This is a genomic window from Tritonibacter mobilis F1926, from assembly GCF_000376545.2.
In the GTDB taxonomy this organism is placed as follows: domain Bacteria; phylum Pseudomonadota; class Alphaproteobacteria; order Rhodobacterales; family Rhodobacteraceae; genus Epibacterium; species Epibacterium mobile.
In genome coordinates this window covers 2127639-2146840 of record NZ_CP015230.1, presented here as the reverse complement: position 1 = coordinate 2146840, position 19202 = coordinate 2127639, and the positions used below count along the sequence as shown (strand labels likewise).

The 19202-nt window shown below is 58.9% G+C and carries 20 protein-coding genes; 9 read left to right on the top strand and 11 right to left on the bottom strand.

Annotated features, from left to right (window positions below; translation table 11 throughout):
• Positions 1-109 precede the first annotated feature (109 nt).
• The 5 genes from K529_RS10210 (at position 110) to K529_RS10195 (ending at position 4447) form a co-directional block, all read left to right on the top strand.
• Positions 110-1237 (top strand): aminodeoxychorismate synthase component I, encoded by a 1128-nt coding sequence (locus tag K529_RS10210; protein ID WP_046002627.1) that lies wholly within the window; start codon positions 110-112, stop codon positions 1235-1237.
• Positions 1192-1839, top strand: a complete 648-nt coding sequence (locus K529_RS10205) for an aminotransferase class IV family protein (RefSeq protein WP_046002628.1) — start codon at positions 1192-1194, stop codon at positions 1837-1839. Before K529_RS10210 ends, K529_RS10205 begins: the two co-directional genes overlap by 46 nt.
• Before the next feature lie 343 nt (positions 1840-2182).
• The gene (gene aspS / locus K529_RS10200; RefSeq protein ID WP_005632395.1) at positions 2183-3967 is read left to right on the top strand and encodes an aspartate--tRNA ligase; all 1785 of its coding nucleotides are present in this window, start codon (positions 2183-2185) and stop codon (positions 3965-3967) included.
• Between the two features lie 174 nt (positions 3968-4141).
• Positions 4142-4225: a hypothetical protein gene (locus K529_RS24025; protein WP_407701384.1), complete on the top strand. Its 84-nt coding sequence runs from the start codon at positions 4142-4144 to the stop codon at positions 4223-4225.
• A gap of 12 nt (positions 4226-4237) precedes the next feature.
• Positions 4238-4447 carry a thioredoxin domain-containing protein gene (locus K529_RS10195; RefSeq protein ID WP_065327215.1) on the top strand — a complete coding sequence of 70 codons (210 nt, stop codon included), beginning with the start codon at positions 4238-4240 and terminating at the stop codon, positions 4445-4447.
• A 126-nt stretch (positions 4448-4573) separates the two neighbouring features.
• Here the strand turns inward: K529_RS10195 and K529_RS10190 are convergent, their stop codons facing one another.
• Positions 4574-5293, bottom strand: a complete 720-nt coding sequence (locus K529_RS10190; RefSeq protein ID WP_005632401.1) for a response regulator — start codon at positions 5291-5293, stop codon at positions 4574-4576.
• 185 nt (positions 5294-5478) lie between these two features.
• On the opposite strand from K529_RS10190, the gene mce reads away from it, so the two are divergent.
• Together mce and K529_RS10180 are read left to right on the top strand one after the other, a co-directional pair.
• Positions 5479-5883 carry a methylmalonyl-CoA epimerase gene (mce, locus tag K529_RS23040; protein ID WP_005632403.1) on the top strand — a complete coding sequence of 135 codons (405 nt, stop codon included), beginning with the start codon at positions 5479-5481 and terminating at the stop codon, positions 5881-5883.
• Positions 5884-5952: 69 nt separating this feature from the next.
• The gene (locus K529_RS10180; protein WP_005632406.1) at positions 5953-6228 is read left to right on the top strand and encodes a DUF1467 family protein; all 276 of its coding nucleotides are present in this window, start codon (positions 5953-5955) and stop codon (positions 6226-6228) included.
• 95 nt (positions 6229-6323) lie between these two features.
• On the opposite strand, the gene K529_RS10175 is transcribed toward K529_RS10180, so the two are convergent.
• Positions 6324-7250: a LysR family transcriptional regulator gene (locus K529_RS10175; protein ID WP_005632409.1), complete on the bottom strand. Its 927-nt coding sequence runs from the start codon at positions 7248-7250 to the stop codon at positions 6324-6326.
• A 380-nt stretch (positions 7251-7630) separates the two neighbouring features.
• Between K529_RS10175 and K529_RS23470 the strand changes: the two genes are divergently transcribed.
• Positions 7631-7792: a hypothetical protein gene (locus K529_RS23470; protein ID WP_157859743.1), complete on the top strand. Its 162-nt coding sequence runs from the start codon at positions 7631-7633 to the stop codon at positions 7790-7792.
• Between the two features lie 44 nt (positions 7793-7836).
• Here the strand turns inward: K529_RS23470 and K529_RS10170 are convergent, their stop codons facing one another.
• From K529_RS10170 to K529_RS10145, 6 genes are all read right to left on the bottom strand, one after another.
• Positions 7837-8178: a DUF427 domain-containing protein gene (locus K529_RS10170; RefSeq protein ID WP_005632411.1), complete on the bottom strand. Its 342-nt coding sequence runs from the start codon at positions 8176-8178 to the stop codon at positions 7837-7839.
• A 61-nt stretch (positions 8179-8239) separates the two neighbouring features.
• Positions 8240-10024 carry an aminopeptidase P family protein gene (locus tag K529_RS10165; RefSeq protein ID WP_005632414.1) on the bottom strand — a complete coding sequence of 595 codons (1785 nt, stop codon included), beginning with the start codon at positions 10022-10024 and terminating at the stop codon, positions 8240-8242.
• 406 nt (positions 10025-10430) lie between these two features.
• Positions 10431-12308 (bottom strand): cobaltochelatase subunit CobT, encoded by a 1878-nt coding sequence (gene cobT, locus K529_RS10160; RefSeq protein ID WP_046002629.1) that lies wholly within the window; start codon positions 12306-12308, stop codon positions 10431-10433.
• 155 nt (positions 12309-12463) lie between these two features.
• Positions 12464-13450: a cobaltochelatase subunit CobS gene (gene cobS, locus K529_RS10155; RefSeq protein WP_005614510.1), complete on the bottom strand. Its 987-nt coding sequence runs from the start codon at positions 13448-13450 to the stop codon at positions 12464-12466.
• A 288-nt stretch (positions 13451-13738) separates the two neighbouring features.
• A complete protein-coding gene (locus K529_RS10150; RefSeq protein ID WP_005614509.1) occupies positions 13739-14338 on the bottom strand; it encodes a methyltransferase family protein in 600 nt (199 codons plus the stop codon).
• A 231-nt stretch (positions 14339-14569) separates the two neighbouring features.
• Positions 14570-15196 carry a DnaJ domain-containing protein gene (locus K529_RS10145; RefSeq protein WP_005614508.1) on the bottom strand — a complete coding sequence of 209 codons (627 nt, stop codon included), beginning with the start codon at positions 15194-15196 and terminating at the stop codon, positions 14570-14572.
• Positions 15197-15313: 117 nt separating this feature from the next.
• Here K529_RS10145 and K529_RS10140 point away from each other — a divergent pair, with 117 nt between their 5' ends.
• Positions 15314-15568 carry a BolA family protein gene (locus tag K529_RS10140; RefSeq protein WP_005614506.1) on the top strand — a complete coding sequence of 85 codons (255 nt, stop codon included), beginning with the start codon at positions 15314-15316 and terminating at the stop codon, positions 15566-15568.
• Positions 15569-15619: 51 nt separating this feature from the next.
• On the opposite strand, the gene K529_RS10135 is transcribed toward K529_RS10140, so the two are convergent.
• From K529_RS10135 to rimO, 3 genes are all read right to left on the bottom strand, one after another.
• The gene (locus K529_RS10135) at positions 15620-16195 is read right to left on the bottom strand and encodes a DUF4177 domain-containing protein (protein WP_005614493.1); all 576 of its coding nucleotides are present in this window, start codon (positions 16193-16195) and stop codon (positions 15620-15622) included.
• Positions 16196-16271: 76 nt separating this feature from the next.
• The gene (gene pepT, locus K529_RS10130; RefSeq protein ID WP_005614492.1) at positions 16272-17516 is read right to left on the bottom strand and encodes a peptidase T; all 1245 of its coding nucleotides are present in this window, start codon (positions 17514-17516) and stop codon (positions 16272-16274) included.
• A gap of 112 nt (positions 17517-17628) precedes the next feature.
• The gene (gene rimO, locus K529_RS10125) at positions 17629-19032 is read right to left on the bottom strand and encodes a 30S ribosomal protein S12 methylthiotransferase RimO (protein WP_005614490.1); all 1404 of its coding nucleotides are present in this window, start codon (positions 19030-19032) and stop codon (positions 17629-17631) included.
• Positions 19033-19202 lie beyond the last annotated feature (170 nt).

Sequence of the window (19202 nt, the reverse complement as noted above, 5' to 3'; positions counted from 1 at the left end):
GGGGATCGGCGTTGCGGTGCAAATTGCCGTTTTCGGGCCTTTCGTGTGGCGGCCAAACCGCTATATGCGGGGGCAAGGGAGACATTGACTGCTCACGGAGACCCTGACGGTGCAAATCCGCTTTGACAATGGCCCATTTGGGGCTGCGACGCAGTTCGAGGCACCGCTGGAATTGATCCGCGCGGAGCGACCCCATGAGGTGCGCCCGGCGCTGGCAGCGCTGGATCGCGCGCGAAGCGCGGGGCATTGGGTCGCGGGGTATGCATCATATGAGCTGGGTTATGCGCTGGAGCCGCGACTGGAGCATGAGCTTCCCACGCACCGGCGTCTGCCGCTCTTGCAATTTGGGGTCTACCGCGCGCCGGTGCAGGCTGATGTTCCGCTTTGGGCCGGCGATGCTGGGGTTGGGGAAAGCACAGCGCGCTGGAGTGCGGCGCGCTATAGGCAGGCCTTTGATACCGTGAAAGCCTATATCGGCGCAGGCGATATTTATCAGGCCAACCTGACCTTTCCGATTGATGCGAAGGTGTGGGGCGGGGCGGAGGCGCTCTATGCTGCCCTCGCAGAGCGTCAACCAGTGGGATACGGGGCGCTCATCACGCAAGACGGTCTGCCAACGATCCTGTCGCGCAGCCCGGAGCTGTTTTTTCGCACATCCCCTGATGGCGTAATTGAAACGCGGCCCATGAAAGGCACACAACCGCGCAGTCAGGACCCAGTGGAGGACGCCCGCCGCCGCGCGTTCCTTCAGATGGATGAAAAAAACCGCGCCGAGAACCTGATGATCGTTGATCTCCTGCGCAACGACATTAGCCGGATCGCGGAAACCGGTTCAGTACATGTGCCTGAACTCTTTGCAGTAGAAAGCTACGCCACCGTGCATCAGATGGTGTCACTGGTGCGGGCACGGCTAAAGGCCGGGGTCGGTTTGGCCGATATATTCGCAGCGCTTTATCCCTGCGGTTCTATCACCGGAGCGCCAAAGATCCGTGCGATGGAGGTGCTGCACGAGCTGGAGCCATGGGCGCGCGATATCTATTGTGGCTCCATCGGCTGGGCTGCGCCGGACGGGCGGTCGGAATTTAACGTGGCCATCCGCACCATGATGCTGGAGGGCGATGCGGCCACGTTCAACGTAGGCGGCGGGTTGGTGTGGGACAGCACTGCCAGCTCGGAATATGAGGAAGCATTGTGGAAAGCCCGTTTCGCGCAAGTGACGACCCCGATTTCCGCCTGATCGAGACTTTTGCTTTTGTGCCAAAGCTGGGCGTGGCGCGGTTTGAATTGCATCTGGCACGCATGGCGCGCAGTGCAGAGGTATTTGGGATCGATTTCGACCGATCACAGGCACGCGGCCGGGTGGCTGGCCTGTCCGCTGCTGTCCCGCTGCGCTGTCGATTGACCCTTGCCCCGGACGGGCGGTTTGAGCTGACGACGACAGCGATGCCCGCGCCTGCCGATAGGTGGCGATTTGCAATAGCGGATGCGTCACTATGTTCCGGAGATCCGTTTCTGCGCCACAAGACAACACGGCGTGGGGTTTATGACCGTGCAAGGCACGCTTTGCCCGCAGGGATTGATGAGCTGGTGTTTTGCAACGAACGCGGTGAAATCTGTGAAGGTACAATCACCAATATTGTCGTGACACTTGAAAAAGGCCCGCGAGTGACGCCACCACTGTCCTCGGGGGGCTTGCCCGGAGTGTATCGCCAGAGCTTGATTGACGCGGGCCACGTACGAGAAGCTGTCCTAACGGTTGCAGACCTGAGGGATGCGAAGTCAGTCCATCTTGTTAACGCGCTGCGCGGCGAAATTCCCGCCGTTTTGATTGAGAAATAGAAGAAGGCTCCCGCACCCTCGGCGTGCCCTGCCCAGCAGGACCCTTGCGGCCTTGGGCGTGGCAGCGCACCCCTGTTGGGGCGCGCTGCCACCGCGGGTCCCCGTGGGGACCCGCGCCGGGCCCAACGGGAGCGGAGGCATTTTCTAATGCGCTCCGCGACGGGCGGGAGTGCCCCCGTGCTTGTTATGCGCTGGCATTCTACGGCGAACGGCCGCGAAAGCGCATCAAATCGCCCACGTTGCTTGACAACTGGGCGGGAACCTTGTGTACGGAAGGTTGAATTTTGCTTGGGCCCGGCACATGCACGCGTGCCCCCGCCGCAGACCGAAAGAGACCAGATCCATGCACGCATTTCGCAGCCATACCTGCGCCGAACTGAACAAATCTCACGTGGGCGAAACCGTTCGCCTCTCCGGCTGGGTCCACCGTGTCCGAGATCACGGCGGCCTGTTGTTCATCGACCTGCGCGACCACTATGGCGTCACGCAAGTCATGGCCGATCCCGACAGCCCCGTGTTTGCCGAGATCGAAAAGGTCCGCTCCGAATGGTGTATCCGCATCGACGGTGAGGTAAAGGCGCGTGACGAGAGCCTTGTGAACGCCAAGATCCCGACCGGTGAGATCGAAGTGTTCATCCGTGACATCGAAGTTCTGGGCAAATCCGAAGAGCTGCCGCTGATGGTCTTTGGCGAGCAGGAATACCCGGAAGAAACCCGCCTGCGCTACCGCTACCTCGACCTGCGCCGGGAGAAGATGCAGCGTAACATGGTGCTGCGCTCCAACATGATCCGCTCGATCCGCAACCGGATGTGGGATCAGGGGTTCAACGAATACCAGACACCGATCATCACCGCATCCAGCCCTGAAGGCGCGCGCGACTTTCTCGTGCCGTCGCGTCTTCATCCGGGCAAGTTCTACGCGCTGCCGCAGGCACCGCAGCAGTTCAAACAGTTGATGATGGTCTCGGGCTTTGACAAGTATTTCCAGATCGCGCCCTGTTTCCGCGACGAAGACCCGCGTGCCGACCGCTCGCCCACCGATTTTTACCAGCTCGACATGGAAATGTCCTTTGTCACCCAGCAGGATGTGTTCGACACCATCGCGCCAGTGATTGCAGGCGTGTTTGAGGAGTTCGGTCAGGGCCGCAAGGTGGACGCAGCCAATGAATGGCCGCAGATCTCCTACAAAGACGCGGCCCTGTGGTATGGTTCGGACAAGCCGGACCTGCGCAACCCGATCAAGATGCAGGTGGTCTCTGAGCATTTCGCAGGCTCTGGTTTTGCGATCTTTGCTAAGCTCTTGGAGCAAGAAGGCACCGAAATCCGCGCCATTCCCGCGCCCACCGGTGGCAGCCGCAAGTTCTGTGACCGCATGAACGCCTTTGCGCAGAAAGAGGGTCTGCCCGGCATGGGCTATATCTTCTGGCGTGAGAAAGACGGCGAAATGGAAGCTGCCGGTCCGCTTGCGAAAAACATCGGCCCCGAACGCACCGAGGCGATCCGCCAGCAGCTGGGGCTGGGCGTTGGCGATGCGGCCTTCTTCCTTGGCGGCAAGCCGAAGACGTTCGAGGCGGTCGCTGGCCGGGCGCGCAACGTGATTGGTGAAGAGCTGAACCTCACTGACAAAGACCGCTTTGCCTTTGCCTGGATCGTGGATTTCCCGATTTATGAAAAAGACGAAGAGACCGGCAAGATCGACTTTGAGCACAACCCCTTCTCCATGCCGCAGGGCGGTATGGATGTGCTCAATGGTGATCCGCTGGACGTGCATGGCAACCAGTATGACCTCGCCTGCAACGGCTATGAACTGGTTTCTGGTGCGATCCGGAACCACAAGCCGGAGATCATGTTCAAAGCGTTCGAAATTGCAGGATACGGCAAGGAAGAGGTCGAAAAGCGCTTTGGCGGTATGGTCAACGCGTTTCAGTATGGCGCCCCGCCGCATGGCGGCTGTGCAGCCGGTATTGACCGGATGGTGATGCTTCTGGCGGATGAGGCCAACATCCGCGAGGTCATCATGTTCCCGATGAACCAACGCGCCGAAGATCTGATGATGGCAGCCCCAAGCGAGCCCATGTCAGAGCAGCTGATGGAATTGGGCCTGCGCGTGATCCCGCAGGACGACTGATGCTGAGGCGTCGATAGATTATGATGGGGGCTGCCAGTTTGGCGGCCCCTTTTTCTTTGGCCAGCGCGCGTTTACGCAGATGCCAGGGCTGCGTCTTTCAATACAGGCGGCATTTCTTGGGATAGCTATGCTGAGGGGCTGGAGCGAGCGCAGGTCGAAGGCAAGCCGATTTATATGCTGGTGCACGCAACTTGGTGCCCGACATGTCGGGCATTTCGTTCCGTTTTCTTTGAGCGCCGCGTCGAGGCGCTCTCTTAAAAACGCATATTCGTGTTGGTTGACCGCGATCAGGAACCGGAGATCAGTCAAGCCGAGGCACCGGATGGTGACTATGTTCCGCGCTCAATGATCCTCTCGCCCGAGGGCGTATTGCAGGGGGCGCTCAATTCCGGACGCAGTGACAACCGCTATTTTTTGCCGGTAGAAAACCCGGACCCGCTGATTGATCTATTGCAGCGAGCACTAGAGATCCGGCTCTAACGAAGCCCGAACCGACGACGGGCGGTCCGGGGCTTGCTCGCATCCGTTCGGCTCGGGATCAGGCGGGATTGAAGCCCGAGTACGATGATCAGGGTCAGTGATGCGATCAGCAACGATTGTAGCATGTTAGATCGCGATCTTGCGATGAAGCCGCTCTTGTACGAGGTCGGCAATCATAGCAGTTTCAACTGCCAGCGGTCCGCCGGATTTCCGGGTTTCCGCCAGACGGGTTGCAGCTGTGGCCAGTGGCGTATCTCCGACGCTGCGGGCGACACCACCGAGGAATTGCGCCAGATAGTCCAGCGTGCGTTCGTCCTTGGCCTCGTCCAGAACCTCTGCGGCATGCGCCATATCATCACGAAACGCGAGCATATCAGGCTCTACCGCCTCATCGGTGACCGGGCGCGGCCCAATCGGCTGGCGCTCGGGAGGCATATTGCTGAGGATCGCATTCTGAAATGCGGCGAGAGACAGGATCGGTTTTGGCAAAAATCCATCGGCCCCTGCCTGCATCGTGGCTCTCTCGGCGTTCTCATCGCCAGAGGTGCCAAGGATGACCGCAACGCGCGGCGAAGCTGTCGAGAGCGCCTCGATCAATTCAGCGCCGGAGCCATCGGGAAGGCCGAGGTCAATAATGACGACAGACGGGCGATAGACCTGCAGGTGTTTGCGCGCTGACTTCAGGCTATCGGCCCGACGGATGCGCGCGCCACTGCGCAAACACAGCAAACGCATTGCCTCACAAGCATAGCGGCTGTCTTCTACTACTAGGATCGTCAAACCCAGAAGCGGGCGGCGTCCACTCCCAAGTCGGGCTGCGGAAGCAAAAAGATCCGAATCGTCCATGTCCTGACCTCACTGATTACATGCCCTCAACGCTATGGATTCTGGGCTAACAAGTTCTTAATAGGCGGCGACGTGACGTCTGGACGCGGTCAGTTTCAACCGTGGCGTGTGCGTGTGGGCTTGCAAGAAACATGCGGTTTTGATCTTTACGCAGACATATCGTTTCAAAACCAAGGATGCCTGCCATGATCGGACGTTTAAACCATGTCGCCATCGCTGTACCGGATCTGGAGGCTGCTATGGCTCAGTATCGAGATGCGCTCGGCGCAAATGTCGGTGCCCCCCAAGATGAACCGGACCATGGTGTGACGGTGGTGTTCATCGAGTTGCCCAACACCAAGATAGAACTGCTCTATCCACTGGGGGAGGGGTCTCCGATCCAAGGGTTCCTTGACAAAAATCCAGCTGGCGGAATTCACCACATTTGCTACGAGGTCGAAGACATCCTTGCAGCGCGCGACCACCTCAAAGCACAAGGAGCCCGCGTTCTGGGAGCGGGAGAGCCGAAAATCGGTGCCCATGGTAAGCCGGTTCTTTTCCTGCATCCCAAAGATTTCAACGGCTGCCTGGTGGAACTCGAACAGGTTTGACGCTAGATGCACCGCAGAGAGCGCGATCACGCCCCTCTGCATGCCTCAGCCTTTTGAAAGGAGCGTCTCATGGGTATCACGTCTGGTATCGTGCTCTATGCGGTCATCTGGTTCATGACCTTTTTGGTGGTCATCCCGATCCGGCTGCAGACGCAGGGGGATGCGGGAGAGATTGTGCCGGGCACTCATGCCGGGGCACCTGAGCGCCACTATCTGAAGCAGAAGGCATGGATCACCACCGGTGCAGCTGCCGTGATCTGGGCGGTCATCGCCGGAGTCATTTTGACAGGGGCGGTCAGTGTCAGCGACTTTGACTGGTTTGGTCGGTTGCCGCAGCGCCCCTGAGCATTCAAGGCTGGAATGCCCCGAAGTCTCTGAGCTGCGTTCCGACCTTCTGTTTTGATGTGTTTGCCCCGCGCTGAGTGCTGACTCGCGCGGGGTTATTCATTCCAGAGCATTCGCAGCGTATCATGCCCGGCCTCATCAGGTTGACTTTGCCCACGGTGGGATAGCGCGGTTTCAATCGTCATAAGCAACCATTGCAACCGTGCGGAATTTGAGAACCGGCGATGCCACACCAGATCGTATTGGTTCGGCGGCAGTTCAACAGGAAAGGGGGAAGAGGCCAGAATGCCTTCGGTATTGCGGGCGGCGCGCGCGGGCAGGCTGGCCAGCATATCGGTTCCCTGCAGCAGCCGGATCAGCATCCAGAGGTTTGGAACCCCCAAGATAATCCGGCGATGTATGGCCAGCGCCTCTAGTTCGGTCTGCAACACGCTCTTACGGCCCTGTCCAAACGCCACGGTCGCATGCGAGGCAGAACAGTAATCGGCAATGCTCTCGACCGGGCCACGTACTTTGGGATCATAGAATACCCGCATAGTATCCTGCGATAGCGCCATGTGACACAGGGTGTTGGAGTAAGATCGCGGCCGCAATGTCAAAACGACATCCACCTGCCTCGTTTCCAAGAGGGGTTCGATTTGGGTCTGTTTGCCGAGGTCTCGGAATATGAGGTGTTTTTGCGGAAGGCTTGCCCTGAGCGCCGTGTAAATTGTCTGTAGTTCACCGTCCAAAACGCTGGAACTGAGCGCGATGATGAATGGATCAGGATCGGTGATCGGATCATAGATCCCCTGATCCGCAAGCCCTTCCATTTCGATGAGAATGCGGCGGACTTTGGGTGCGAGGGCATCCGCGCGTGCACTGGGAACGATCCCACGTCCTGATTGAACAAAGAGTGCATCCCCCAGTAGTCCACGTAGTTTCTCAATGTTGTGGCTAATGGTCGATTGACTGCTGTTCAGCACATCGGCGGCACGGCTGACGGATTTCTCGTCATAAACCGTCAGGAAAACGCGCAACACCCTCCCACTGATTTGAGAGATGTCAATTCTATGCATGTGGCCACCAGCATTTAGGACTTGATAACAAAGGTTAATCCGGGCACTTATTACTACTAAAAGATTAACAATAGCAGGCATCGGGTGGAAGAAAATAATGCATGCTTGGGCAGGCGATCCGAGTGAGATCGGGTCCTTAGGGACAAAAAATGAGCAGGAAAACGAGCGGGCAGCGCTGACAGCTCTCATCAACTATGTCGTTGAAACGACATGTAATTCTCAGGAATCTCCTAATCGAGGTAGCGCTGATGATCTGCGCCGCAGCCTGAGTGAAGTGGTGTTGACGGCATAGCGCAGGATCTCTGCGAATGTACCCCGTTTTCCAACCTGCGAAAGTCTGACCGATGCGGCAGACTGTTAATTGGCGCATCCTCGAATTGGGTGATTTCTTCAAAAAAATGGAAACCGCTGCTTGCGTGAAACAAGAAAGTGGAAAACTGTTGCAAAAAAGCCGGACTGCCAATCAGCCCGGCTTTGTCAATTTTAATGATAAACTGTTGATGTGATATCAGATCATATTGCCCGGCAAACGTGTGTTGCCGAAGGCGGATCAGATCTGCTCGACCTTGACCGAGGGAAGGGGCAGAAACGCCAGATGTCCCTTGATTTCTGAAGCCGTCGCCAGGGGCGCCTCATAGCTCCAGACAGCATCTTCATCGGTCGAGGATTTATTGACGATGGAGTAATAGGTGGCATCCCCCTTATGGGGGCAGTGGCTGGTTTTCTCCGATTTGTCGAGGAACGCCATGGCGACGTCTTCTCGGGGGAAATAAATGACCGCAGGCAAGTCGCCTTCGATCAGTTCCAGTGCATTCTCGGTTTCGCCCAATATGGCGCCACCTGAACGGACGACCCACCGGCCTGTCGCTTTTTGGATCGTGATCTTGGTCATCGGGTTCCCCCTCCTTCTAGCTTTGGTAAGGCTTCTGCCCGGTCAATGTAACAGTCGAGTATCAGAGCGGCGCACAGGCCGCGTCCAACCACTTAGCCGCAGCTGCGCTGACGCGCGGTGCGATCATGCGGTTTACCTCTGCGTGATAGCTGTTGAGCCAGTCGCGCTCGCCCGGGGACAGCATCTCGGGCACCACCAAACGGCGGTCGATGGGCGCAAACGTCAGCGTGCGCCACGCGAGCATCTTGCGGTCTGCGTCGGCGCTGTCAAGGGCCGGAGCCTCCTCAACGACCACCAGATTCTCAATTCGAATGCCAAAGGCCCCCTCGCGGTAATACCCCGGCTCGTTGGAGAGGATCATGCCGGGTTCAAGTGGCACAGTATTCAAACGCGAAAGCCCCTGCGGGCCTTCGTGGACGCTCAAAAACGCACCGACCCCGTGACCTAGACCGTGGTTGAAGTCCTGACCTGCCATCCACAAGGGCAAGCGGCCAATCGCTTCAAGCTCACGTCCAGAACGCCCCTCGGGCCAACGCAGTCTGGAGATAGCAATCATGCCCTGCAGCACGCGGGTGAAAGCCTGCGATTCCTCATGCCCCGGCGTGCCGATTGCGATGGTGCGGGTGATGTCGGTGGTTCCGTCCAGATACTGACCGCCACTGTCGAGCACGAGCAAATGGCCATCTTCCAGGATGGCATTGGTTTCCTCTGTCACGCGGTAATGCATGATGGCCCCATTGGGACCGGTGCCGGAAATGGTTTCAAAACTGATATCACGCAATGCAGGATCAGCAGAGCGGAATCCCTCGAGCGTTTTCACAACATCGATCTCGGTGAGCGTTCCGGGGGCTTGGGCGTCAAGCCATGCAAGGGTTTCGACCACGGCTGCGCCATCGCGCACATGCGCCGCGGCACTGCCTTTGATCTCGGCGGTGTTCTTTCGTGCTTTGGGCAGGGCGCATGGATCACCGACAGAGGCGATCTTCTCGCCCAAGACGTTGGCGACAGCTTGTGGCAGGCTGCGCTCATCCACTGCCACTTGACCATCGAGGGTTTGGACAGCGTCGAGGAAATGTTCAGGTGCATGGCATGTCACATGCGCGCCGAGATCCAGTCCAGCCAGCTTTTGTGTCGCCATGAACAGATCCACACGCGCATCGTCATACAAAATGGCAAACCCATGGGCGACGGGATTGCGCGGAATGTCCGATCCGCGAATATTCAACAGCCACATAATACTGTCAGGCAAGGTGATGACGGCTGCAGACTGCCCACCCTTGCGAAGCCCATCGGCAAGACGCTGGGCTTTCGATTGCGCGCTTTCTCCGGCGTATTCTTCCGGGTGTGCGATGGCGGGCTGCATGGGGGGCGCGGGCTGATCAGACCAAATCCGATCTACCAGATTGTCACTTTCGATGAGAGAAACCTGCGAAGACTTTAGCCGCGCATTCAATTCGCGAATTTCACGCACTGAGTGGAGCCACGGATCATAGGCGATGGTTCCGCCCTGAGGCAGCTGTTCCACCAGCCAATCACCAAGTGTCACATCGGGCCAAGGTACGGGCGTATATACGTCTGCAACCTGACTTTTGACCTGCGTGCGATAACGCCCATCAATAAAGACGCCAGCGACGCTGTGTAGCGCAGCGCAGAACCCCGCCGATCCGGTAAATCCTGTGAGCCAAGAGAGCCGCTCATCATGCGGTGCCACGTATTCGCCCTGATGCGCGTCGGCGCGGGGGATCAGAAACCCGTCCAGACCTTCATTCTCAAGCTGGGAGCGCAATGCGGCGAGACGATCCAGGCCCTGTTCCGGGCGTGCTGTAACATCGAAGGTCTGAAACATCTCTCTCTCCTGAATGTGGTGGTAATATCCGGCATGCACCCAGAGTGTGGCAATCGGACAAATTGAAGCTGAGTTACGGTGCGGTGCGACCGGGAGTTGTTTTGTTACAGATCACAGACCTGCAAACAAGCCCGGCTGCGGAAAGATCTCAAAGGCAACAGCGAAAAGCTCCCGCCCAATGCCACTGCCCCATGTAGGGCAGTGGCATTCGTTGGGCCAAGCGCCGCGCCTTCCCTTTGGAAAGGCGCGGCGCGGTCGCGTCAAGAACAGCTCTATTGGAACAAAAGGGCGGTAGCGGAGTGCCGCGCGCCGTCAGGCGCGCGGCCGGGCCCAACGCTTCTGGCGGCATCTTTGATGCAGTCATAAGGGGCGGGAGCTTTCCGCTGCCCGCCGCAGGCGAAAGTCATTAGCTCGCCCGACGCATCCCCATGACACGGGCGCGGGCACGGGGGTCGCTGTCAAAGAGCGCGGCGAGCTGCTCGGTCATCGCGCCCGCCAATTGCTCCACATCGGTAATGGTCACCGCGCGGTCGTAATAGCGGGTCACGTCATGGCCGATGCCGATCGCCAGCAGTTCGACCTGCTTTTTCTTCTCCACCATCGCAATCACATCACGCAGGTGTTTTTCGAGATAGTTCGCAGGGTTCACCGACAGCGTCGAGTCGTCCACCGGGGCACCGTCAGAGATTACCATCAGGATCTTGCGCGCCTCTGGTCGTCCGACCATGCGACGGTGTGCCCATTCCAGCGCTTCGCCGTCGATGTTTTCCTTCAAAAGACCCTCTTTCATCATCAGGCCTAGGTTTGGTCGCACCCGGCGCCAGGGCGCATCTGCGCTCTTGTAGATAATGTGACGCAGGTCGTTCAAGCGACCGGGCAGCTGTGGGCGTCCATCATTGAGCCAAGCCTCACGCGACAGCCCGCCTTTCCACGCGCGGGTGGTGAAGCCGAGGATCTCCACCTTGACGTTGCAGCGTTCCAGCGTGCGGGCCAGAACATCTGCACAGATGGCAGCGATGGAGATCGGGCGACCGCGCATCGAGCCGGAGTTATCCAAGAGCAGCGTCACCACAGTATCGCGGAATTCGGTATCTTTCTCGACCTTGAAGGACAGAGGCGTTGTGGGGTTGGCCACGACCCGTGCCAGTCGGCCCGCATCCAGCACGCCTTCTTCTTTGTCGAACTCCCAAGAACGGTTCTGTTGTGCCTGCAGACGGCGCTGCAGCTTGTTGGCGAGGCGCGACACCGCACCTTTCAGGGGCTCCAACTGCTGATCAAGATAAGCGCGCAAGCGCTCCAGTTCCTGCGGTTCGGCCAGATCTTCGGCCGCGATCTCCTCGTCATGAGTATCGAGAAAGACGCGGTAATCGGGGTCCGCATCTGATACCGGCTGCGGCGCGGGCGGCTCGAGCGGTGCCTCACCATCCGGCATCTCGGTTTCATCCGTGACTTCTTCCTCGGCCATATCGTCGGCAGAAACCTGCGCCTGACTTTCGTCCTGCTGTTGTTCCTGTGCCTGCTCGGGAGAGGCGTCGGCCTCTTCTTCGTCGCTGTCGTCCTGACCTGAGCTGTCGGGCTGTTCCTCTTCCTCAGCCGTTTCCTCGGATTCGTCGTTCATCTCGTCATCGAGGTCATCTGGGTCATCGCCGAGCTGGTCGCCATAACCGAGATCGGAAATCACCCGACGGGCGAATTTCGCGAATGCTGCCTGATCGGAAATGGACTCGTCCAGGTTTTCCAGCGTTTCACCGGCTTGCGCCTCGATAAACCCGCGCCATAGTTCCATTACATTGGCGGCGGCTTCGGGCAGGGGACGTCCAGTAGCAAGGTGGCGGATCAGGTAGCCGGCAGAGACCGCCAAGGGGGCCTCGGATGCGGATGTTACCTGATCGTAGCCACGCCGCAGTGCTTCGTTCTGGATTTTGACGTCGATATTGGAGGCTGTGCCGGGCATGTCGCGCGCGCCCATTGCCTCGCACCGCGCACTTTCCATCGCATCATAAAGCTCGCGCGCCATATCGCCTGATGGCGCATAGCGGCTGGCGACGCCTTCGTCGTGGTACTTGCGACGCAGGGCAAGTGCGTCGGCGGTGCCGCGGGCCAGCAGCACCTCCTCGCGGGTCATCCGGCGCGAGACCTGCGGCAGGCGCATGGTGTCGCCGCTCATTCCAGAGGGGTCGACCGAGTAGTTCACCGTCAGTTCGGTATCGTTGGCCATGACCTTGGTGGCCTCGGCCAGCGCCTTCTTGAACGGATCTGCGGGGTTATCTGAGGGTTTGGTCATGAACCGGTGCTCCTAGGCAAGCATTCGTCCTTTGCGCGGCGCTGTCCAGTCTTTTGAACAATGACTGGTCCCGCCCCGCCGGGGCGGGGTGCCGAGGCCCCCGTCGAGGGGGCCTCGGCACCGGTCGGACGGCGGAGCCGTCCGACCCCCGCTCCTTAGCCGAGGCTTACGTTTGCAGCACTCTCCGGCAGTTCCTCGTCAAAGCAGCGCTGGTAGAACTCTGCCACCGTCTGGCGCTCCAGTTCGTCGCATTTGTTGAGGAAGGACAGGCGGAAGGCATAGCCGATGTCGCGGAAGATCTCGGCGTTCTGGGCCCAGTTGATTACGGTCCGCGGGCTCATCACGGTCGACAAGTCGCCGTTCATAAAGGCGGTGCGCGTGAGGTCCGCGACGGTCACCATCTGGGCGATCTGCTTGCGGCCTTTCTCGGTGTTGTAATGCGGGGCCTTGGACAGCACGATAGCGGTTTCCGCATCGTGACGCAGATAGTTCAGCGTCGCCACCAACGACCAGCGGTCCATCTGAGCCTGGTTGATCTGCTGGGTGCCGTGATAGAGGCCAGTGGTGTCGCCAAGACCTACGGTATTGGCGGTTGCAAACAGGCGGAAGAACGGGTTCGGGGTGATAATCTCGTTCTGATCGAGCAGTGTCAGCTTGCCGTCATGTTCCAGCACGCGCTGGATCACGAACATCACGTCGGCGCGGCCCGCGTCATATTCGTCGAATACGATCGCAACCGGATTGCGCAGCGCCCAAGGCAGGATGCCTTCGTGGAACTCGGTGACCTGCTTGCCATCGCGCAGCTTGATCGCGTCCTTACCGATCAGATCGATCCGGGAGATGTGGCTGTCGAGGTTCACACGCACCGAAGGCCAGTTCAGGCGCGCGGCGACCTGTTCGATGTGGGTGGATTTCCCCGTGCCGTGGTAGCCTTGGATCATGACCCGACGGTTGTGGCTAAAACCTGCAAGGATCGCCATCGTGGTGTCAGGGTCGAACTTATAGGTGGGGTCCAACGCAGGAACGCGGTCGGTGCCTTCAGCAAAGCCCTTCACCGTCATGTCGGTGTCGATGCCAAAGACCTCACGAACCGAAATCGTCTCAGTCGGTTTTGCGTTCATATCCAGCAGGCCGTCGGTCATAGATGTCAGTCCTTGTCTTGTCAGTCTCGGGCGCGGGCAATTGGCGTCTGTCAGGTGGCCCGTCGGTCAATCTTGGGATGCGTTATCACGTAATCGCAGGATTGGTGCCTGAAGATGCCGATGAGGGCAAGGGAAACCGTTGTGTTGATACGCCGAAGGTGTCTTGCGCCGCCGATAGCGTCAAAAAATGCCGGCATAATGCTCGCCTTGATGGACGGACAAACGCCAGACGACTCCCGTGGAAGGGAGCCGTCCTGAATAGAGACAGAGAGCAGCGCTTGGCGAGGGTCAAAGTGCGGCGCGCAGACGCTCCAGGCTGCGCTCGTCCACAAAACGCGGGGTAGTGCGCATGTAATCGGCGAAGGCCTGACCGTAACCTTTCAGCAGCCAGCGTTCCTCGTTCAATACGAACAGGAAATAGAGCGCGAAAAGGACGAGGGCGAGGGCGACGGTGATCCAAGATCCCGTCGTGATACCAAGGCCAACCGTGGCCAGTACGGATGTCACATACTGCGGGTTGCGGGAATATTCATACATCCCGCCGGTGACGAGCCCGCTGCTGTCGCAATAAGTGTTGTCGATCCCGAGGAAGCGGTAGCCCCAAAGCGTAATACCAAAGGCCATCACCATGAGGGGCACGCCGACAACGTAGCGCGCCCAATGCCCCCAGCCGTTCACGCCAATTTCGGCAAGAGCAAAGACCACGGTCGCCCCGCAGAAAACCCGAAAGAGGCCAAAGGCCAGATGATGCCGCCAGCCCTCGGCCGCAGGCCACAGGCCAAGATCGGGACGTTTCAGGCTTAGTCCCAGATGCGCAGCCAATGAGACCGCGGAGAGAATGGCCACCAGCAATGCGATGTCATGAAAAGTCAGGAGAAGGTCGTACATGGCGTCTTCGGATCCTTTGTGCGGAGGTCGTGGACTTTGTGACTGACGATCCGGGCGATACCTCGGATGACGCATCGCCTAACAACTCAATGTAACAAAAAATCGCGCTCTCTGACGTATTGAGAGGTTCACTCCCTTTCACGCTTGCGGGATGACACAACGAAAAACCGCCCAAACCATGACGGGTCGGGCGGTTTATTCAATGCAGTCTATGCAGTGTGCGCTACGCAGTTACTTGAAACTGCGGCTGTCCTTGACCTGATCCCAGGCCCACATGACTTCTTGCAGCTGCTCTTCCTGGCTGCGGTCGCCGCCGTTCATATCCGGGTGCAGGACCTTGATGAGTTTTTTGTAAGCCTTGCGGATTTCGGCCTTGGTCCAGTCATCCTTGGCTTCAAGGATTTCAATGGCGCGGCGTTCGGTCGGCGGCAGACGTCGTCCTGCAGACTGACCGTTTTTACCGGGATTGCGGGTGGCGTTGTTGCCGAGAACCTGATGCGGATCTTCGATACCCAGACGCGCCCAAGCGCGCGCTTCGGGATCGCCAAGCGGCTTGGTTGTGCGCTCCCAGACCTTGTCTTTAGAAGCCTGCGCATTCATCTCGGCCTCAGTGGTGCCTTCAAAGAAGTTCCATTTCTGATTGTACTCGCGCACATGTTGCTGACAAAACCAGAAGAAGTCATCAAGCACGTCGGGGGCTTTGGGCGCGCGGAATTTTCCGGGTTCTTCGCAACCGGGGTGATCGCAGACCCGCACGGAGGTTTCCGAGGCGCCGGACATGCTCCGCCGCCCGCGTGGGTTCTTCTTTTTCGCGGAGCGAATGGACATATCGAAGCCAAAGGGATCGGATTTGGTCATGCGGGAGCACCTTCTAGACGCATCTGTTCGACTCGGAGGCAGCAGTTTAGTCTAACGGTCGAGAGATAAAAGGGGGGCGGGCACAGTTTTATGAACAACAGGCGGAGTAACGCTACAATGAGCGTAAGAGACGAGATTGAAACCACTTTGAAAGAAGCCTTTGCGCCCAGCCGCTTAGAGGTCGTGGACGACAGCAATAGTCACATCGGTCATGCGGGGCATGACGGAAAGGGCGAAAGCCATTTTAACGTGTTGATCCGCTCAGAGGCCTTTCAGGGGATGAACCGGGTGGCCCAGCATCGCGCTGTGCATAAAGCCCTTGGCGATATTGTGCCGCGCATTCATGCGCTGGCCTTGGATATCGGCAGCTAAGACCTTGTGTCCGGCCACCAACAAGGTGGCCGGGTCACCAAACCGCTTGGGTCAGTCCTGCGGTTTGCCGCGGCTGGCGCGCGCTTTGAGCGCTGCGGTTAGGCCAGATACCGGGCTCAACTCTTCCACACCATCATCGGCAACCATGCGGCGAGCGCCGGGTCCGGGAACCGGGATGGCTTCTGGTGGTGCTTCGGGATCGCCTGCAATGGCTGTAAGTGGGGCGGGTTCGGGCGCATGCTGGGCCTCGGGCGCGGAGACGCGCGGGGTTTCAGCGATCAGTTCCGCTTCTGGTTCCGAAGTTGCCGCTGCAGCCGCGGCTTCGGGCGCAGCGCTTGTGGCAAGCACAGGTTCTGCCGCGGTCTCGGATGTTGGGACGATGTGGCCACCGCCGTTCAACGCCCGCCGAAAGACCAGCAAATTACGCCACGTGGTTTTGGTTCCGGTCAGACCTGAGCGTTCTTCGCTGGGTAGCATTTCGGCACGCTGAAATTCCCAACCTTGCGCGGCCATCTCATTCAACACCCCTTCGATCCCATTGGCAAAACGGGCCTCGGGGGTTTTTACGCCGCGCGCCTTTTTACCCCGATTGGGGGCGGGGACGACCTTGTACTCGTAGTTCTGCATCAATTGTTCCTGTGCGGCCCACGCCTGCAGCCTAGCAGCTTTGCGGGGCAGAGAGAAAGAAGATCAAAAGCGTTTGTTACTTTGGCACAACAGCGGCGCGCGCTGCCAGCTTCAGGCACATCTGCGTTGCCAGCGACATATCCTGAACCGAGATCCACTCCAAGGGGCCATGGATACATTGCATGCCCGTAAAGATGTTCGGCGTCGGTGTGCCGAATTCCGTAAGCCGAGAGCCATCGGTACCACCACGGATCGGAACGGAGACCGGCTCCAGTCCAACATCGCGGCAGGCCGCATGCGCAAGCTCAACCGGCGTCATGTCGTTTTCCAGCCAGTAGCGCATATTGCGATATTGCGGTGTGATCTCGCAGGTGATTTCAGCGCGCGGTTCCGTTGCGGCAACTGCATCACACACACTGCGCAATAAGGCGCCTTTGGCCTCAAGGTCGGCCATCTCAAAATCGCGCAGAATGAAGCGCAATTCCATCTCGGATGAGCCACCGAACATATCCGTGGCGTGGATGAAACCTTCGCGCGCGTCGGTGGTTTCCGGCGTCATCGTGGCCTGAGGCAGAGTCTGGATGATCTTTGACGCAAGGTGGATCGCATTGACCATCTTTTCCTTGGCAAGGCCCGGGTGGATGGAAACGCCGGTGATTTTCACCACCGCGCGGTCAGCGGAAAAGCTCTCGTATTCCACTTCACCCGCTTCGCCGCCATCGAGTGTGTAGGCGAAATCTGCGCCCAGATCTTTCTGGAGCTGCGGTTGCACACCACGCCCGATTTCCTCATCCGGGGTGAAGGCAATGCGGATCGGCGGACGGGCGGCGTCAGCGTTTTGCAGCAGATGCTCCGCCATGGTCATGATGATCGCAACACCGGCCTTATCATCCGCGCCCAACAGCGTGGTGCCCGAGGCTGTGACTAAATCATGGCCGATTTTTTCTGCCAGATAGGGGTGTTCGGTCGGAGAGAGCACCAATTCCGGATCATCGGGAAAGGTAATGTCGCCACCGTTGTACCCCTTGATCACACGCGGTTTCACGCCGGTTGCATTGAACTGCGGAGCGGTGTCCACATGTGCAAGGAACCCCACCGTGGGCGCAGTGGTGTTGCCGGGGATGGTGGCCAGCACGACGCCGTAGTCGGTCAGTTCAACATCCTGCGCGCCGATTGCGGTCAATTCATCACGCAGCATGTTCAGCATATTGAACTGGATCTCGGTGCTCGGCGCTGTAGGCGAGTTCTCATCGCTTTGGCTGTCGATCGCGGCGTAGCGCACAAGGCGCGCCTGAAGGGCATCGTCAAAGGTGTCGGTCATGCAAAATCTCCTGCTGTTGTGTGCAAGATTGTGACGGGGCGCAGGCAGGTCAAGGTGATGTTTGCCGTGTGCTGCACCATGCCTGTTTTCCCGCGCATCAAGCCAAGGCGTTTTAGCGCAATGCGCCCCAAAGATCGTATTCCCCGGCTTCATCCACCTCGACCGTAACGAGATCACCGACGCTCAGCCCCTCAGTCCCTTCATCTATGAAGAGATTTCCATCAATTTCCGGCGCATCAGCTTTGGTGCGGCAGGTGGCAATGCCATCCGCGTCGATCTCATCCACGATCACTTGCAAGGTCTGGCCGACTTTGGCGGCAAGCTTTGCCTCAGAGATCACCTGCGCCTTTGCCATGAAGCGCTCCCAGCGGTCTTGTTTGACCTCATCGGCGACATGATCGGGCAGATCATTGGAGCGTGCGCCATCGACGTTTTCATATTTAAAACAGCCGACGCGATCCAGTTGCGCCTCATCCATCCAGCCAAGAAGGTGCTGGAACTCTGCTTCTGTTTCGCCGGGATAGCCGACGATAAAGGTCGAGCGCAGGGTCATGTCGGGGCAGATGTCACGCCATGCGCGGATCTCATCCAGCGTTTTTGCCGCTGCGGCTGGGCGGGCCATGCGGCGCAGCACATCCGGGTGCGCGTGCTGAAATGGGATGTCCAGATAGGGCAGCACCGCATTGTTCGGGTCGGCCATCAGCGGGATCAACTCGCGCACGTGCGGGTAGGGGTAGACATAATGCAGCCGTATCCACAGCTCGTCGGCAGGGGCAAGTTCGCCCAAGGCACGGCTGAGATCGGTGATATGGCTGCGGATCTCGCCATCTTTCCACGGGTTCACGTCATATTTGCGATCAAGCCCATAGGCGGAAGTATCCTGAGAAATCACCAGCAGTTCCCGAACGCCCGCACCGACGAGCTTTTCCGCCTCGCGCAGCACCGCATGACCGGGACGTGACGCCAGCTTTCCGCGCATATCGGGGATGATGCAGAACTTGCACTTGTGATTGCAGCCCTCGGAAATCTTCAGATAGCTAAAGTGCCGCGGGGTGAGGCTGACACCGGTTGCGGGCAGCAGATCTACAAATGGATCGGGGCTGGGCGGCACCGCCTGATGCACGGCATCCAGCACCTGCTCATATTGATGTGGACCGGTCACGGCAAGAATACGCGGGTGATGCTCGCGGATGTAATCCGGCTCCGCGCCGAGGCACCCGGTTACGATCACCTTACCGTTTTCCTTTAACGCCTCGCCAATAGCCTCAAGGCTTTCAGCCTTGGCGCTATCCAGAAACCCGCAGGTGTTCACAATCACCGCATCGGCACCGGCATAGTCGGCTGAGATCCCGTAGCCTTCGGCGCGCAACCGGGTCAGGATGCGTTCGCTGTCAACCAGTGCTTTGGGGCAGCCCAAAGACACCATGCCAAGGGTCGGCTGGTCAGGTCGGGGGGCAGCGCCAAAGGTTGGTTTCGGCGCGAGGTCGGGGCGGAGATCTGGCGGATTGCTGGTCATTGGCGTCCTATAAACCGGAGTGCGGCGCTTGGGAATGGAGGATTTGACACGCGGAGCAACTGGTCTGCGCGGCGTCTATGATGAAGTCTGACGGGGTGCTTAGATCACGGCTAATTTGCTTGCGTTGACGCTGGATTTTCGCGGAAGTGCGGATTGATCCCTCGCGCAAG

Coding starts and splice junctions, on each gene's coding strand:
- K529_RS23470 (WP_157859743.1), top strand. CDS start 7,631: ATGCGGCAGACTGTTAATTGGCGCATCCTCGAATTGGGTGATTTCTTC.
- pepT (WP_005614492.1), bottom strand. CDS start 17,516: ATGACCGACACCTTTGACGATGCCCTTCAGGCGCGCCTTGTGCGCTAC.
- K529_RS10145 (WP_005614508.1), bottom strand. CDS start 15,196: ATGACCAAATCCGATCCCTTTGGCTTCGATATGTCCATTCGCTCCGCG.
- aspS (WP_005632395.1), top strand. CDS start 2,183: ATGCACGCATTTCGCAGCCATACCTGCGCCGAACTGAACAAATCTCAC.
- mce (WP_005632403.1), top strand. CDS start 5,479: ATGATCGGACGTTTAAACCATGTCGCCATCGCTGTACCGGATCTGGAG.
- K529_RS10165 (WP_005632414.1), bottom strand. CDS start 10,024: ATGTTTCAGACCTTCGATGTTACAGCACGCCCGGAACAGGGCCTGGAT.
- K529_RS10170 (WP_005632411.1), bottom strand. CDS start 8,178: ATGACCAAGATCACGATCCAAAAAGCGACAGGCCGGTGGGTCGTCCGT.
- K529_RS10135 (WP_005614493.1), bottom strand. CDS start 16,195: ATGCAGAACTACGAGTACAAGGTCGTCCCCGCCCCCAATCGGGGTAAA.
- cobT (WP_046002629.1), bottom strand. CDS start 12,308: ATGACCAAACCCTCAGATAACCCCGCAGATCCGTTCAAGAAGGCGCTG.
- K529_RS10190 (WP_005632401.1), bottom strand. CDS start 5,293: ATGGACGATTCGGATCTTTTTGCTTCCGCAGCCCGACTTGGGAGTGGA.
- K529_RS10180 (WP_005632406.1), top strand. CDS start 5,953: ATGGGTATCACGTCTGGTATCGTGCTCTATGCGGTCATCTGGTTCATG.
- rimO (WP_005614490.1), bottom strand. CDS start 19,032: ATGACCAGCAATCCGCCAGATCTCCGCCCCGACCTCGCGCCGAAACCA.
- K529_RS10140 (WP_005614506.1), top strand. CDS start 15,314: ATGAGCGTAAGAGACGAGATTGAAACCACTTTGAAAGAAGCCTTTGCG.
- K529_RS10150 (WP_005614509.1), bottom strand. CDS start 14,338: ATGTACGACCTTCTCCTGACTTTTCATGACATCGCATTGCTGGTGGCC.
- cobS (WP_005614510.1), bottom strand. CDS start 13,450: ATGACCGACGGCCTGCTGGATATGAACGCAAAACCGACTGAGACGATT.
- K529_RS24025 (WP_407701384.1), top strand. CDS start 4,142: ATGCTGGTGCACGCAACTTGGTGCCCGACATGTCGGGCATTTCGTTCC.